The 14166-nt window shown below is 70.2% G+C and carries 11 protein-coding genes; 8 read left to right on the plus strand and 3 right to left on the minus strand.

All coding sequences use genetic code 11. The annotated features are described in order from the left end of the window. The 3 genes from QSK45_RS24825 to QSK45_RS24835 form a co-directional block, all read left to right on the plus strand. Window positions 1-1301, plus strand: a 1301-nt coding sequence (locus tag QSK45_RS24825) for a vitamin B12 dependent-methionine synthase activation domain-containing protein (RefSeq protein ID WP_285560514.1), incomplete at its 5' end; no start/stop codon positions are given. Window positions 1302-1484: 183 nt separating this feature from the next. Continuing rightward, on the plus strand, window positions 1485-2186 hold the full coding sequence (locus QSK45_RS24830; protein WP_285560521.1) for an HAD family hydrolase: 702 nt from the start codon (window positions 1485-1487) through the stop codon (window positions 2184-2186). 437 nt (window positions 2187-2623) lie between these two features. Further along, on the plus strand, window positions 2624-4228 hold the full coding sequence (locus tag QSK45_RS24835) for an ABC transporter substrate-binding protein (RefSeq protein WP_285560523.1): 1605 nt from the start codon (window positions 2624-2626) through the stop codon (window positions 4226-4228). Between the two features lie 119 nt (window positions 4229-4347). On the opposite strand, the gene QSK45_RS24840 is transcribed toward QSK45_RS24835, so the two are convergent. Both QSK45_RS24840 and QSK45_RS24845 read right to left on the minus strand, forming a co-directional pair. Beyond that, complete coding sequence (locus tag QSK45_RS24840) at window positions 4348-5019, minus strand: response regulator (RefSeq protein WP_285560525.1); 672 nt, start codon at window positions 5017-5019, stop codon at window positions 4348-4350. Window positions 5020-5033: 14 nt separating this feature from the next. Next, window positions 5034-6092 (minus strand): RecB family exonuclease, encoded by a 1059-nt coding sequence (locus QSK45_RS24845; protein WP_490993615.1) that lies wholly within the window; start codon window positions 6090-6092, stop codon window positions 5034-5036. A gap of 177 nt (window positions 6093-6269) precedes the next feature. Here QSK45_RS24845 and QSK45_RS24850 point away from each other — a divergent pair, with 177 nt between their 5' ends. The 3 genes from QSK45_RS24850 to QSK45_RS24860 all read left to right on the plus strand — a co-directional run bounded on the left by QSK45_RS24850 (window position 6270) and on the right by QSK45_RS24860 (window position 9707). Then, window positions 6270-7919, plus strand: a complete 1650-nt coding sequence (locus tag QSK45_RS24850; RefSeq protein WP_285560529.1) for a site-2 protease family protein — start codon at window positions 6270-6272, stop codon at window positions 7917-7919. Between the two features lie 68 nt (window positions 7920-7987). After that, on the plus strand, window positions 7988-8890 hold the full coding sequence (locus QSK45_RS24855; RefSeq protein ID WP_285560531.1) for a tRNA (adenine-N1)-methyltransferase: 903 nt from the start codon (window positions 7988-7990) through the stop codon (window positions 8888-8890). A 235-nt stretch (window positions 8891-9125) separates the two neighbouring features. Further along, window positions 9126-9707, plus strand: coding sequence for a hypothetical protein (locus QSK45_RS24860; RefSeq protein WP_285560533.1), 582 nt, complete (start codon window positions 9126-9128; stop codon window positions 9705-9707). A 25-nt stretch (window positions 9708-9732) separates the two neighbouring features. Here QSK45_RS24860 and QSK45_RS24865 read toward each other — a convergent pair whose 3' ends face one another. Next, entirely contained in the window at window positions 9733-10035 is a 303-nt protein-coding gene (locus QSK45_RS24865) for a ferredoxin (protein WP_285560535.1), read from the minus strand. Between the two features lie 519 nt (window positions 10036-10554). On the opposite strand from QSK45_RS24865, the gene arc reads away from it, so the two are divergent. Together arc and dop are read left to right on the plus strand one after the other, a co-directional pair. Then, window positions 10555-12321 (plus strand): proteasome ATPase, encoded by a 1767-nt coding sequence (gene arc / locus QSK45_RS24870; protein WP_285560536.1) that lies wholly within the window; start codon window positions 10555-10557, stop codon window positions 12319-12321. Between the two features lie 233 nt (window positions 12322-12554). Next, on the plus strand, window positions 12555-14066 hold the full coding sequence (gene dop, locus QSK45_RS24875) for a depupylase/deamidase Dop (RefSeq protein WP_395482548.1): 1512 nt from the start codon (window positions 12555-12557) through the stop codon (window positions 14064-14066). The last annotated feature ends 100 nt before the right edge of the window (window positions 14067-14166 follow it).

Below are 14166 nucleotides of genomic sequence, written 5' to 3' on the forward strand. Positions count from 1 at the left end.
TGCTGGCCACCGTGCGCGGCGACGTCCACGACATCGGCAAGAACCTGGTCGACATCATCTTGTCGAACAACGGCTACAACGTGGTCAACCTGGGCATCAAGCAGCCCGTCTCGGCGATCCTGGAGGCCGCCGAGGAGCACCGTGCGGATGTGATCGGGATGTCCGGGCTGCTGGTGAAGTCCACGGTGATCATGAAGGAGAACCTGGAGGAGCTGAACCAGCGCGACCTGGCGGGCAAGTACCCCGTCATCCTGGGCGGGGCGGCGCTGACCCGGGCGTATGTGGAGCAGGACCTGCACGAGATCTACCAGGGCGAGGTCCGCTACGCCCGCGACGCCTTCGAGGGCCTGCGTCTGATGGACGCCCTGATCGGCGTCAAGCGCGGCGTGCCCGGTGCGAAGCTGCCCGAGCTGCGGCAGCGCCGGGTGCGGGCCACCCCGGTCGCCGAGGTGGCCGAGCGCCCGGAGGAGGGCCACGTCCGCTCCGACGTCGCCACCGACAACCCCGTGCCCGCACCGCCGTTCTGGGGCACCCGCGTCGTCAAGGGCATCCAGCTCAAGGAGTACGCGTCCTGGCTGGACGAGGGCGCCCTCTTCAAGGGCCAGTGGGGGCTGAAGCAGGTCCGCACCGGCGAGGGACCGTCGTACGAGGAACTCGTCGAGACCGAGGGCCGGCCCCGGCTGCGCGGTCTGCTGGACCGGCTCCAGACGGAGAACCTGCTCGAAGCGGCCGTGGTCTACGGCTACTTCCCCTGCGTGTCCAAGGACGACGACCTCATCGTCCTGGACGAACAGGGCAACGAGCGCACCCGGTTCACCTTCCCGCGCCAGCGTCGCGGCCGGCGCCTGTGCCTGGCCGACTTCTTCCGTCCCGAGGAGTCCGGCGAGACCGACGTCGTCGGCTTCCAGGTCGTCACCGTCGGCTCCCGCATCGGCGAGGAGACGGCCAGGCTCTTCGAGGCCAACGCCTACCGCGACTACCTCGAACTGCACGGCCTGTCCGTCCAGTTGGCCGAGGCCCTCGCCGAGTACTGGCACGCCCGCGTCCGCACCGAACTCGGTTTCGGTGGTGAGGACCCGGCCGACATCGAGGACATGTTCGCCCTGAAGTACCGCGGCGCCCGCTTCTCCCTCGGTTACGGCGCGTGCCCCGACCTGGAGGACCGCGGCAAGATCGCCACGCTGCTGGAGCCCGAGCGCATCGGTGTGCACCTCTCGGAGGAGTTCCAGCTCCACCCCGAGCAGTCCACGGACGCGATCGTGATCCACCACCCGGAGGCGAAGTACTTCAACGCCCGGTGAGTCCTCCACCCAGGGCATGACACAACGCCCTCGGGGCCCCCGCCGGGGTGCTTTTCGGCATACCCCGTCCCATGGGTGATAAACGAAGCGCATCGACGGGCGGAGTCGTACACTGGTCGGTCCACCGCAGGCCGGTTCCCGCATGGGAGCCGGCCTGATCGTCCCTCAAGGAGGTGCGCCCGGATGACCAGCACGGTCCCCGCGCTCGGAACCCGTTCGGCCGAAGGCTCCGCCCTGCAGGCGGTGCTCCTCGACATGGACGGCACCCTGGTGGACACCGAGGGCTTCTGGTGGGACGTCGAGGTGGAGGTCTTCGCCACCCTCGGCCACACCCTGGACGACTCCTGGAAGCACGTCGTCGTCGGCGGTCCGATGACCCGCAGCGCCGGCTTCCTCATCGAGGCCACCGGCGCCGACATCACCCTCGCCGAACTCAGCGTCCTGCTCAACGACGGCTTCGAGGACCGCATCAGCACCGGCCTGCCGCTCAAACCCGGCGCCGCCCGCCTGCTCGCCGAACTGCACCAGCACGGCATCCCCACCGCCCTCGTCTCCGCCTCCCACCGGCGCATCATCGACCGTGTCCTCACCGTCCTCGGCGCGCACCACTTCGCCCTGTCCATCGCCGGTGACGAGGTCACCCGCACCAAGCCCTTCCCCGACCCCTACCTCCTCGCCGCCACCGGACTCGGCGCCCACCCCGCCCGATGCGCCGTCGTCGAGGACACCTCCACCGGCGTCGCCGCCGCCGAGGCCGCCGGCTGCCGCGTCGTGGCCGTGCCCTCCCTCGCCCCCATCGGCCCGGCCGAACGACGCACCGTCGTCCCCTCCCTGGAACACGTGGACCTCGCATTTCTGCACAGCCTGATGACGGAAATGCCCTAGCCGTTCACCCAGCGTGCAATGGCCATTGGTCCGGGCAGTCAAATATCCACGGAAGTACATCCAGGGAAATTCGCGGCAAGCCCGCACGGCCGAATTCGACGGGCCCTTCGGATAGTTGACTGTGTGACGTTCGCCACCGTCACGGGCCTCGACAATGCCGGGCGAGTGTGCCGACCGGCCCGGTTCGACCAGGATCGGCGGGCCCTTGTGTCCCGATTGGTGAGACGCTGCACTAATCCTGCCGCTGTCGGGTTTTCGGTGTGTCCACGCCCGGTTTCACAGCGTGATGAGGGGTCAACTCACGCGCTTGTGAACGCCCCTCGGAGCGCGGACTAATCTCGTCGCGAGAACATCGCCGAAGAAACCCCCGTGTTCCGCCGCGCGCCACCCAAGCATGCCGGAAACACGGACCCGAACAGCTCTGGAGAAACCCCCGCATGAACCGCAAGACTTTGGTGCTGCCGGCGGTGGCCGGCCTGCTCACCCCGGTCCTCGCCGCGTGCGGCGGATCGGGCAGCGGGAGCAAGGGCGGCGACGCCATCGTCGTCGGCACCACGGACCGGTTCACCGTCACCAAGGACGCCCCCGCGCCCATCGACCCGGCCTACGCCTACGACGTCGGCACCTGGAACCTCCTGCGCCAGACCGTCCAGACCCTCATGGCCGAGCCCAAGGGCGAGGGCGACCCGGTCCCCGACGCCGCCGAAAGCTGCGGCTTCACCGACAGCGGCAGCGAGCGCTACGCGTGCAAGCTGCGCGAGGGCCTCACGTTCGCAAACGGCGACCCGGTGACCGCCCAGGACGTGAAGTTTTCCATCGAGCGCGCCCTGCACATCAAGGCCGACAGCGGTGTCTCCTCGCTGCTGAACACCATCGACACCATCGAGACGCAGGGTGACCGCGAGGTCGTCTTCCACCTCAAGACGGCCGACGCCACCTTCCCGTACAAGCTGTCCACCCCGGTCGCGGGCATCCTCGACCCCAAGGACTACCCGAAGGACTCCCTGCGCGACGGCTTCCACCTGGACGGCTCCGGCCCGTACACCTTCCAGGCCGAGGTCAAGGGCGACGCGATCGTCAGCGTCACCTTCGCCAAGAACCCCCACTACAAGGGGGCTCAGACGGTGCACAACGACAAGGTCGTGGTGCGCTCCTACGCCGACGGCGACGCCATGGGCGCCGCCATCGACAAGGGTGACATCGACGTCATGACCCGCACCATGTCGCCCGCCCAGATCCAGAAGCTGGACTCCGGCAGCGACGAGAAGGTCGACCTCGTCGACATGCCGGGCCTCGAAATCCGCTACCTCGCCTTCAACACCGGCGCGCCCACCGTGAAGTCCAAGGCCGTACGCCAGGCCATGGCCCAGCTCATCAACCGGGGCGAACTGGTCTCGAAGGTCTACGGCACCGAGGCCGAACCGCTGTACTCGCTGGTCCCGGCCACCGTCACCGGGCACTCCAACTCGTTCTTCAACAAGTACGGCAACCCCAGCGCCGCCAAGGCCAAGGACCTGCTGACCAAGGCCGGCATCACCACCCCGGTGAAGCTGACCATGCACTACACCACCGACCACTACGGCTCGGCCACCAAGCAGGAGTTCGAGGTCCTGCAGAAGCAGCTCAACGACAGCGGCCTGTTCGACGTCACCATCCAGGGCCACCCCTGGGAGACCTTCCGCCCGGCCGAGGAGAAGGGCCAGTACGACGTCTACGGCATGGGCTGGTTCCCGGACTTCCCCGACGCCGACAACTTCCTCGCGCCGTTCCTCGACAAGGACAACTTCCTCAACTCGCCGTACTCCAACAGCACCATCCAGCGCACCCTGATCCCGCAGTCCCGCCGCGACGCCAACCGCCTCTCGGCCGCGGACAGCCTCACCGCGATCCAGGACATCGTCGCGGACGACGTCCCGGTCCTCCCGCTGTGGCAGGGCAAGCAGTACATCGCCGCCCGCGACGACATCACGGGCGTCGCCTACGCCGTCAACTCCTCGTCCTCGCTGCAGCTCTGGGAGCTCGGCCGGGGCGTGGGCGGCTGACCCGCCGGCACGACACGGAAGGGGGCGCCCCTCTCCTCACGAGGAGAGGGGCGCCCCCTTCCGTGTCGCCGCCGTACCGAACGGGCTTCCACCGGCAGCCCGTCAGTGCCCTTCGCGGCCTACTGCGCGCCGGGCCGCACCAGACCGCTCTCGTACGCGTACACCGCCGCCTGCACCCGGTCCCGCAGACCCAGCTTGGTCAGCACATGCCCGACATGCGTCTTGACGGTCGTCTCGCTCACGAACAGATCCGCCGCGATCTCCGCGTTCGACAACCCCCGCGCCACCAGCTTCAGCACCTCCACCTCACGGTCCGTGAGCGTGTGCAGGGTGTCCGGAACCGGCTCCTCGCCCGAGGGCAGATGCGTCGCGTACTTGTCCAGCAGCCGGCGCGTGATGCTCGGCGCCAGCATCGCCTCGCCGCCCGCCACCACCCGGATCGCCTGCACCAGCTCGTCGGCGGGCGCGTCCTTCAGCAGGAAGCCGCTGGCACCGGCACGCAGCGCCTCCACCACGTACTCGTCCAGGTCGAAGGTCGTCAGCACCAGCACCTTCGCCGGACCGTCCCGCCCCGGACCACTGATCTGCCGGGTCGCCTCGACCCCGTCCATCCGCGGCATACGGATGTCCATCAGCACGACGTCCGGCTGCAGGGCCCGCACCTGATCGAGGGCCTGGAGACCGTCACCGGCCTCGCCCACGACCGCGAGATCCTGCTCGGCCTCCAGGATCATCCGGAAACCCGTACGCAGCAGGGGCTGGTCGTCGACCAGTAGGACGCGGATGGCCACGTGACACTCCTTCGCTAGTCCGCGCCCATTCTGCCCTGCGGCGCCTCGCCCGACTCCCGCGCCCTCACCGGCAGCGGATACGGCGGGGGAGTGCCCCCGAACTCCGGGCAGTGCGCCTGGTGATCGCACCAGCCGCACAGTTTCGTCGGCCGCGGCCGCCACTCGCCGCTCTCGGTGGCCTGCCGGATGGCGTCCCACAGCGCGCGCAGCCTGCGCTCCACCCGCTCCAGATCGGCGGGCGCCGGGTCGTACGTCAGCACGTCACCGCTGCCCAGGTACACCAGCTGAAGCCGGCGCGGCACGACGCCCTTCAGCCGCCACACCACCAGCGCGTAGAACTTCATCTGGAACAGCGCGCTCTCCGCGTACTCCGGCCGCGGCGCCTTGCCCGTCTTGTAGTCGACGATCCGCACCTCGCCGGTCGGTGCCACGTCCACCCGGTCGATGATGCCGCGCAGCCGCAGCCCCGACTCCAGCTCGGCCTCCACGAACAGCTCCCGCTCGGCCGGCTCCAGCCGCGTCGGATCCTCCAGCGTGAACCAGCGCTCCACCAGCCGCTCGGCCTCACCCAGCCACCGCGCCAGCCGCTGCCCGTCCGCATCGTCCGCGAACAGCTCCGCAAGCTCCGGGCGGCTCTCGCGCAGCCGGTCCCACTGACCCGGCACCAGCGACCTGGCCCGCGGCGCGGTCCGCTCCCCGGCGGGCGCGTCGAACAACCGCTCAAGCACCGCGTGCACCAGCGTGCCCCGCGTCGCCGCCTCGCTCGGCTTCTCCGGCAACCGGTCGATCACCCGGAACCGGTACAGCAACGGACACTGCATGAAGTCACCGGCGCGGGAGGGGGAGAGCGAGGTGGGCGCGACGGCCGGGCGCCTGCCGACGGCCTCGGCGGTTCCGGTGACGGCTGCCTCACCGGCCCCGGCGGCTCCACCGGCTTCGGCGGCCGAGGGGTCCGGCGCGGGCGAGGGGCTCGGTACGGCAGGGGGGCTCGGCGCCTCCGTCGCCGCCGCGGGCGGGTCCGTCGGCTCGGGGCCGCCCGGCGCGGCTCCCGCCTCCTCGAAGCTGGTGTCCATGTCCACAGACCATACGGCCCACCACCGACAGTGACCCGCCACCGGCTCGGGCGGACGCCTGACCAAGGGGAAATTCAAGGGGTGCCGGGGCGAAACGTGCCACCAAGGCCGCATACCATCGATCAGAGACCCTTCCGCCCCAAGAGGCGCGGAAGACGCTTCGAACGAGGGGACACCGTGGACGTGAGCGGCGCGAGCGGGCAGCCGCGGTCCGGCGACGACCAGCCGACCGACCACCCCGCAGTCCCAACGCCCCCCAGCCCCCCGGCACCCCCCGAGGGCGGCCCCGACACGGCAGCCCCGGCCGCCGAGGCCCCCGGGGCCGAGTCCGACGGCACGGACCGGCCGGACGTTCCGGAGGGCGCGGCCGCCCAGGACGACGACCGGACCGACCCGGCCGGTCGGGACGGCCGGCCCGGCCAGGACGGCCCCGCACCCGCCGACGGCCCGGCCTCCCGCCCGGCACCCCACCGCGAGCCCGACCCCGAGCCCGCGTCCGAACCGGAAACCCATCCCGAGCCCCACCGCGAGCCCGCGTCCGAACCGGAAACCCACCCCGAGCCCCACCGCGAGGCCGCGTCCGAACCCCACCCCGCCCCCCACCGCACCCTCGCCCACTCCGAACCCCCCGGCGGCCCCGGAATGGCCAAGGGCGAACCCCCGCGGCCCCCCAAGGAGCCCGGCGGAGGCATTCTCATGGGGCGGCCCTTCGGCGTGCCCGTGTACGTGGCGCCCAGCTGGTTCCTCGTCGCCGCGCTGATCACCTGGGTCTTCGGCGGACAGCTCGACCGGGTGCTCCCCGACCTGGGATACGCCCGCTACCTCGTGTCGCTCTTCTTCGCGGTCGCCTTCTACGCCTCCGTACTGGTGCACGAACTCGCCCACACCGTGGCCGCGATCCGCTTCAAACTCCCCGTCCGCCGCATCCAGCTCCAGTTCTTCGGCGGCGTCTCCGAGATCGAGAAAGAGGCCGAGACGCCGGGCAGGGAGTTCGTGCTGGCCTTCGTCGGCCCCCTGCTCTCCCTCGTCCTCGCCGGCCTCTTCTACCTCGCCATGAAGCCCGTCCAGGCCGGCACCGTCCCCGGCGTCCTCCTCGCCGGCCTCATGGTCTCCAACCTCATCGTGGCCGCCTTCAACCTCCTGCCCGGCCTCCCCCTCGACGGCGGCCGCATGCTCCGCGCCGTCGTCTGGAAGATCACCGGCAAACCCATGAGCGGCACCGTCGCCGCCGCCTGGGTGGGCCGCGCCCTCGCCGTCGCCGTCCTCGTCGGACTGCCCCTGCTCAACTCCTCCAGCACCTTCGGCGGCGGCACCGAGGACACCGGCGGCATGGACACCGTCACCGACGCCCTGCTCGCCGCCATCCTCGCCGCGATCATCTGGACCGGCGCCGGCAACAGCCTGCGCATGGCCAGGCTGCGCGAACACCTCCCCGAACTGCGCGCCCGCACCCTCACCCGCCGCGCTGTACCCGTCGAGACCGACACCCCCCTCTCGGAAGCCCTGCGCCGTGCCAACGCCGCCGGCGCCCGCGCCCTCGTCGTCGTCGACGCCGACGGCCGCCCTCTCTCCCTGGTCCGCGAGTCCGCCATCGTCGGCGTACCCGAGCACCGCCGCCCCTGGGTCCCCGTCAGCAGCCTCGCCCAGGACCTCACCGACGACATGCGCGTCTCCGCCGAACTCGCCGGCGAAGAACTCCTCGACGCCCTGCGCGCCGCCCCCGCCACCGAGTACCTCGTCGTCGAGCCCACCGGCGAGATCTACGGCGTCCTGTCCGCCGCCGACGTGGAACGCGCCTTCGTCAGGGCCATGGCCCGCCCCGCCTGACGGCAGGCGGCCCGCTCCCGTCCCTTCCGCGGGTCAAGCCCCCGGCAGGGACCCGGTAGGCTGGTCACATGTCCGAACCGACCGGTGCCGCCCGCAGGCGCGGGCCCTTCAAGGTCGGGGACCAGGTACAGCTGACCGACCCCAAGGGCCGCCACTACACGTTCACGCTCGAAGCCGGAAAGAACTTCCACACCCACAAGGGTTCCTTCCCGCACGACGAACTGATCGGTGCTCCCGAGGGCAGCGTTGTCCGCACCACCGGCAACGTGGCCTACCTCGCGCTGCGCCCCCTGCTCCCCGACTACGTCCTGTCCATGCCCCGCGGGGCAGCCGTCGTCTACCCGAAGGACGCGGGGCAGATCCTCGCCTTCGCCGACATCTTCCCCGGCGCCCGCGTCGTCGAGGCAGGGGTCGGCTCCGGCTCCCTCAGCAGCTTCCTGCTGCGGGCCATCGGCGACCAGGGCATGCTGCACTCCTACGAGCGCCGCGACGACTTCGCCGAGATCGCCCGGCAGAACGTGGAACGCTACTTCGGCGGCCCCCACCCCGCCTGGCAGCTCACCGTCGGCGACCTCCAGGACAACCTGTCCGACACCGACGTCGACCGCGTCATCCTCGACATGCTCGCCCCCTGGGAATGCCTCGAAGCCGTCTCCAAGGCGCTCGTCCCCGGCGGCATCCTGTGCTGCTACGTGGCCACCACCACCCAGCTCGCGCGCACCGTGGAATCCATCCGCGAGATCGGCTGCTTCAACGAGCCGACCGCCTGGGAGACCATGATCCGCAACTGGCACATCGAGGGCCTCGCCGTCCGTCCCGACCACCGCATGATCGGCCACACCGGCTTCCTGCTCACCGCCCGCCGCCTCGCCGACGGCGTCGAGCCCCCCATGCGCCGCCGCCGCCCCGCCAAGGGCGCCTACGGCGAGGACTACGCAGGACCCAACGCCGACGGCGGCACGGGCCGCTGAGCCACCCGCACCCGGCACAACACCAGGGCGCCGTGCCCCAGTTCCCCACCACACGCGGGAACTCGGTCACGGCGCCCCCTCGTTGACAGGGCGCCAGAACCCCGGACGGCCGGCGAGCCGCCCGCGCGGTCCCGCCACCACCGGAAATCCCGACCCCGCCGTTCCCCCGCACCACGACGTGTGGCACCATGGCTGGCCACCCCCCCCGGCACAGCCCTCACAGGAGACACTCCTAGTGCAGCAATCCGCCGTTCCGGAGCTCGCCCACACCCATACCCGCCCCATCCACTGGCTCGCCACAGCCACCGCCGTCGCCGGCGTCGTGGCCCTCTCCTCCCTCGTCCAGCCCGGATCGGCCACCGCCGCCCAGCCGGCCACGGGCACCAGAGCGGCCCACGCCCCCACGGCCGCCGCACCACCCGCCACCACCGGCGTCGCCTTCCCCCTGTCCTGCGGAACCGAGAAGGCCGTCGTCGTCAAGAAGGCCACCGGCGACCTCGACGGCGACGGCCGGCCCGAAACCGCCGCCGTCGTCCACTGCGACACCGCCATGGGCACCCCGCCCGACGGCGTCTACGTCCTCACCCGCGCCGCCGACGGCCACACCCCCCGCGTCGTCGCCACCCTCGTCGCCCCCGAGGACCGGCTCACCGTCACCGACTTCGCGATACACACCGGCACCGTCACCGCCACCCTGTTCGGCTACTCCTCCGACGCCGTGCCCCGCTGCTGCCCCGACACGAAAACCCCGGCAGCGTGGCACTGGAACGGCAAAACCTTCCTGCGCACCACACCGGCCGGGGCCCACAGCGTCTGACGACACGGCGTCCGGAAAACGCGGCTCACTCCGCGTCGGGACCGTACACCTCCACCCTGTCCGAAACCCTGCGCACATGGATGCACTCACCGGGGCACTCCCTGGCCGAGTCCACCACGTCCGTGAGCAACGGCAGCGGCACCGGCGTCGTCGCGCCCGGGGCCTGGAGCAGCTCGTCGTCCGCGCCCTTCACATAGGCCAGACCGTCGATGTCCAGTTCGAACACCTCCGGGGCATACTGGGCACAGATCCCGTCGCCGGTACACAGGTCCTGGTCGATCCAGACCTCCAGCGCCTCCCCGGCCGGGGCCTCCTGCTGCACGGTCATCTCTCCTGACATCGGTACGCCGCACCCCCGGCACAGCCCGTACCGGCCGGGACCACTCCAGCGGCAGTCGAACACGCCCGACCCTACCCCCGGCCCCCGGAACCGGCCGCCTCCGGCCACCCCGGGTTTCCGCCCCCGCCGGCTCGGGTACGAGCGCTCGACCAGGAACAGGACGCCCCACCCACCCGACGCACACTTCCAGCCAGGCCCACGATGACACCGCCAAGCCCGACCGTCGCTCTACGTGATGACCGTACGAGCGCCCTCCGGCCTGCCCGCGCAACCGCCCACCCCGGCCGGAGCCGACAACTCCGGCCACCCCCGAAGGGTTTCGACCACGCCAACCATGGAACAAGCCGCTTCCCCATCACGTTGAGTGGGTATCCCCTCCGTGCGAGGGAGTGCGCACCGGGTGACCGACGACACACCTTGACAGTCATTGTGATCTAGGGGTTTCAATCGACACCCACCCAGGTAGGGTCTGGAAGCGTCCAGCTCCCCTTGGAGGAGGTGAGGACCGTGGCAGCCCACGACGACGACATGAACCGCGGCATCCGCCCGGGACGCGGGTCCGACGACCCGGCCGGGCAGATCGCTTACCTTGAGCAGGAGATCGCCGTCCTGCGACGCAAGCTCGCCGACTCTCCGCGACACACGAGGATTCTCGAAGAGCGGATCGTCGAGCTGCAGACCAACCTGGCCGGCGTGTCCGCCCAGAACGAACGACTGGCCAACACCCTCCGCGAGGCCCGCGACCAGATCGTGGCCCTCAAGGAGGAAGTCGACCGGCTCGCCCAGCCGCCGGCCGGCTTCGGAGTCTTCCTGCAAGCCAACGAGGACGGCACCGCCGACATCTTCACCGGCGGCCGCAAACTCCGCGTGAACGTCAGCCCGAGCGTCGACCTCGACGAGATGCGACGCGGCCAGGAAGTCATGCTCAACGAAGCGCTCAACGTGGTCGAGGCCATGGAATTCGAGCGCGTCGGTGACATCGTCACCCTCAAGGAGATCCTCGAGGACGGCGAACGCGCCCTCGTCCTCGGACACACCGACGAAGAACGAGTGGTCCGCCTCGCCGAACCGCTCCTCGACGTCACCATCCGACCCGGCGACGCCCTCCTGCTCGAACCCCGCTCCGGGTACGTCTACGAGGTCGTCCCCAAGAGCGAGGTCGAGGAACTCGTCCTCGAAGAGGTCCCCGACATCGGCTACGAAGCCATCGGCGGACTCGGCAACCAGATCGAGGCCATCCGCGACGCCGTCGAACTGCCCTACCTCTACCCCGACCTCTTCAAGGAGCACGAGCTGCGCCCGCCCAAGGGCGTCCTGCTCTACGGCCCCCCCGGCTGCGGCAAGACCCTCATCGCCAAGGCCGTCGCCAACTCCCTCGCCAAGAAGGTCGCCGAGGTCACCGGCCAGGCCGCCGGCAAGAGCTTCTTCCTCAACATCAAGGGCCCCGAGCTCCTCAACAAGTACGTCGGCGAGACCGAACGCCAGATCCGCCTCGTCTTCCAGCGCGCCCGCGAGAAGGCCAGCGAGGGCACTCCCGTCATCGTCTTCTTCGACGAGATGGAGTCGCTCTTCCGCACCCGCGGCTCCGGTGTCAGCTCCGACGTCGAGAACACCATCGTCCCCCAGCTCCTCGCCGAGATCGACGGCGTCGAAGGCCTCCAGAACGTGGTCGTCATCGGCGCCTCCAACCGCGAGGACATGATCGACCCCGCCATCCTGCGCCCCGGCCGGCTCGACGTGAAGATCAAGATCGAGCGTCCCGACGCCGAGGCCGCCAAGGACATCTTCGGCAAGTACCTCACCGAGCGCCTCCCGCTCCACACGGAGGACCTCACCGAACACAGCGGCGACAAGAGCGCCACGGTCCAGGCCATGATCCAGACCGCGGTCGAGCAGATGTACGCCGAATCCGAGGAAAACCGCTTCCTGGAGGTCACCTACGCCAACGGCGACAAGGAAGTCCTCTACTTCAAGGACTTCAACTCCGGCGCCATGATCGAGAACATCGTGGGCCGCGCCAAGAAAATGGCGATCAAGGACTTCCTCGAAAAGGACCAGAAGGGCCTTCGCGTCTCCCACCTCCTCCAGGCATGCGTGGACGAGTTCAAGGAGAACGAGGACCTGCCCAACACCACCAACCCCGACGACTGGGCCCGTATCTCCGGAAAGAAGGGCGAGCGGATCGTCTACATCCGCACCCTCATCACCGGAAAGCAGGGCGCGGACACCGGGCGCTCCATCGACACGGTGGCGAACACCGGTCAGTACCTGTAAAAAGCGGGGCGGCTGCGGGTGCCCACGGCGGGTACCCGCAGCCGACTGCTTTTCTGGCCACGACCGGAGCAGGCAATGACGCGAATGATCTCCCCACCAGCGCAAAGGCGTTCTAGGCTCTTTCCTACCGCCGAGTCGCGCAGTGCGGGCACGGGCACCGCACACGCACCGGAGCGCCAGCGGTACGTGAGCGGCGCCCATCACCGAGGGTGCCGCCGGGCAAGGAGGGCCGCATGACCGTACGGCGAGTAATGGGCATCGAGACGGAGTACGGGATCTCCGTCCCCGGCCACCCCAACGCCAATGCCATGCTCACCTCGTCCCAGATCGTCAACGCCTACGCGGCGGCGATGCACCGGGCCCGCCGGGCCCGCTGGGACTTCGAGGAGGAGAACCCGCTACGCGACGCGCGAGGCTTCGACCTCGCCCGGGAGGCCGCCGACGCCAGCCAGCTCACCGACGAGGACATCGGCCTCGCCAACGTGATCCTCACCAACGGCGCACGGCTCTACGTCGACCACGCCCACCCCGAGTACAGCGCCCCCGAGGTCACGAACCCCCGCGACGCCGTCCTGTGGGACAAGGCCGGCGAACGCATCATGGCCGAGGCCGCCGAGCGGGCCGCACAGCTCCCCGGAGCCCAGCCCATCCACCTCTACAAGAACAACACCGACAACAAGGGCGCCTCCTACGGCACCCACGAGAACTACCTCATGCGGCGCGAGACCCCGTTCTCGGACATCGTGCGCCACCTGACGCCCTTCTTCGTCTCCCGCCAGGTCTTCGCCGGCGCCGGCCGCGTCGGCATCGGCCAGGACGGCCACGAGCACGGCTTCCAGCTCAGCCAGCGCGCCGACTACTTCGAGGTCGAGGTCGGTCTGGAGACCACCCTCAAGCGCCCCATCATCAACACCCGCGACGAACCGCACGCGGACGCCGAGAAGTACCGCCGGCTGCACGTGATCATCGGCGACGCCAACCTCTCGGAGATCTCCACCTACCTCAAGCTCGGCACCACCTCGCTGGTCCTCGCCATGATCGAGGACGGCTTCATCGCGGTCGACCTGGCCGTGGACCAGCCGGTCCGCACCCTCCACCAGGTCTCCCACGACCCGAGCCTCAAGCACCTGGTCACCCTCCGCAGCGGCCGCACGCTCACCGCCGTGCAGCTCCAGATGGAGTACTACGAGCTGGCCCGCAAGTACGTCGAGGAACGGCACGGAGCCGATGCCGACGAGCAGACCAAGGACGTCCTCGCCCGCTGGGAGGACACCCTCACCCGGCTCGAGAACGACCCCATGAGCCTCGCCGGCGAACTGGACTGGGTCGCCAAGCGCGAACTCATGGAGGGCTACCGCCGCCGGGACGGCCTCGACTGGGACGCCGCGCGGCTGCACCTGGTCGACCTCCAGTACGCCGACGTACGGCCCGAGAAGGGCCTGTACAACCGTCTCGCGGCCCGCGGCAGGATGAAGCGCCTGCTGGACGAGGCCGAGGTCGACAGGGCGCGTACGAAGCCTCCGGAGGACACCCGGGCGTACTTCCGCGGCCGCTGCCTGGAGCAGTACGCCGACGACGTCGCCGCGGCCAGCTGGGACTCGGTCATCTTCGACCTCCCCGGACGGGACTCCCTCCAGCGCGTCCCAACCCTGGAACCGCTACGCGGAACGCGAAATCACGTCAAGGAGCTGCTGGACCGCTGCCGCACCGCGGAAGACCTGGTCAGGGTCCTTTCGGGCGGGTGAGCGGGGCCAGGGGGGTACTCGGTGCGGTCCGCGGCGGCGGGTGGAAGTCCCGCCGCCCGGGAATCATCGAGATGGCCCCCGTACGTTGGAGGAAACTGCG

Origin of the sequence: Streptomyces hygroscopicus subsp. hygroscopicus (assembly GCF_030269125.1) — a bacterium.
GTDB classification, from domain to species: domain Bacteria; phylum Actinomycetota; class Actinomycetes; order Streptomycetales; family Streptomycetaceae; genus Streptomyces; species Streptomyces hygroscopicus_C.